3 protein-coding genes are annotated in these 1,576 nt (G+C 65.0%); all 3 read left to right on the top strand.

Annotated elements, in window-relative coordinates; all coding sequences use genetic code 11:
* Window positions 1–110 precede the first annotated feature (110 nt).
* On the top strand, window positions 111–572 hold the full coding sequence (phnG, locus tag E5W87_RS30895) for a phosphonate C-P lyase system protein PhnG (RefSeq protein ID WP_292406361.1): 462 nt from the start codon (window positions 111–113) through the stop codon (window positions 570–572).
* The gene (gene phnH / locus E5W87_RS30900) at window positions 572–1,183 is read left to right on the top strand and encodes a phosphonate C-P lyase system protein PhnH (RefSeq protein ID WP_292406364.1); all 612 of its coding nucleotides are present in this window, start codon (window positions 572–574) and stop codon (window positions 1,181–1,183) included. The genes phnG and phnH overlap by 1 nt, the downstream gene beginning before the upstream one ends.
* 1 nt (window position 1,184) lies before the next feature.
* On the top strand, window positions 1,185–1,576 hold a 392-nt coding region (locus E5W87_RS30905), incomplete at its 3' end, for a carbon-phosphorus lyase complex subunit PhnI (protein WP_292406393.1).

Consider the following 1,576-nt stretch of genomic DNA (forward strand, 5'->3'; position numbering starts at 1 on the left):
ATTTTCGCCCGTGTCACTCAGACGTCATGGACACGCATTAGAAAATAGATATAATTTGTATAGTTGTCTATATCAATGGACAAATTTTTCGATGCAAGGGAATGTTAACCATGCGAGGACAGGAAGCGCGCGATCAGGCCGAGCGCAAGACCGTTATGGCAACGCTGGCGCGATCGACCGGCGACGATATCGTCCGCCTGTGGAACGAAGCCGGCTTGCCCGCAGAAGCGGAGTTGCTGCGCGGTCCCGAAACCGGCCTGGTCACCGTGCGCGGCCGCATTGGCGGCGGCGGCGCGCCGTTCAACGTCGGCGAGGCGACGGTCACCCGCGCCACCGTCCGGCTTGCCTCCGGACAGGTCGGCCACTACTACGCGCTCGGCCGTGACAAGCAGAAAGCAAAACTGGCGGCGATCGCCGACGCGCTCTGGCAGGACCCTGCCCTGCGCCGCGAGGTCGAGACCAAGCTCATTGCGCCGCTGCAGGCCGCACTGGCCAGCGCACGTGAACGGCGGCGCGCCGAGACGACGGCAACGAAGGTCGATTTCTTCACCATGGTACGCGGAGAAGACTGATGGACATCGCAACCCAAGCGATCGAGGGCGGTTTTGCCGATCCGGTGTTCGACGCCCAGACGGTGTTCCGCGCCGTGATGGACGCAATGGCGCGGCCGGGCACCCTGCAGCCTTTGCCGGTCTTTGCCCGCCCGCCGGCGCCGCTGTCGGCCACCGCGGGCGCCATCGCGCTGGCACTGTGCGACAACGACACGCCGCTCTGGCTCGACCCTGCTTTGCAGGCCCCAGCGACGGTGAAATCCTGGCTCGGCTTCCACACCGGCGCGCCGCCGGCCAACACGCCGGCCGACGCGCATTTCGCGCTGATCGCCACGCCGGCCGAGATGATGTCGCTCGATGGCTTTTCACAAGGCACCCAGGACTATCCAGACCGCTCTACGACGCTGATCCTGCAAGTAAGCGATCTCGTTTCAGGCACCCCTCTGCTGCTCGAAGGTCCCGGCATCGAAACGACTGCAACCATCGCGCCGGCACAGATGCCGCGCCATTTCGTCGAACAGTGGAAGCAGAACAACCAGCGCTTTCCGCGTGGCGTCGACATCGTCCTCGCCTCCCCGGACGGCGTTACTTGCCTGCCGCGCACGACGCGCATCAAGACCATGGAGGCGTGATATGTATGTCGCGGTAAAAGGCGGTGAAGCGGCCATTGCCAACGCCCACTCCTTGCTCGCCGACCGCCGGCGCGGCGACCGTTCCGTGCCGGCGCTTCGCCTCGACCAGATCGTCGAGCAGCTGGCGCTCGGCGTCGACCGGGTGATGAGCGAAGGTTCGCTCTACGACAGGGAATTGGCGGCACTGGCCATCGTTCAGGCGCGCGGCGACATGATCGAGGCGATCTTCCTGGTCCGCGCCTATCGCACCACGCTGCCACGCTTCGGCTACACCACGGCGATCGACACCGGCGCGATGCTGGTCGAGCGGCGTGTGTCGGCAACCTACAAGGATCTTCCCGGCGGCCAGCTGCTCGGCCCGACCTTCGATTACACCCACCGGCTGCTTGATCC

Source organism: Mesorhizobium sp., assembly GCF_004962925.1.
Classification (GTDB): domain Bacteria; phylum Pseudomonadota; class Alphaproteobacteria; order Rhizobiales; family Rhizobiaceae; genus Mesorhizobium.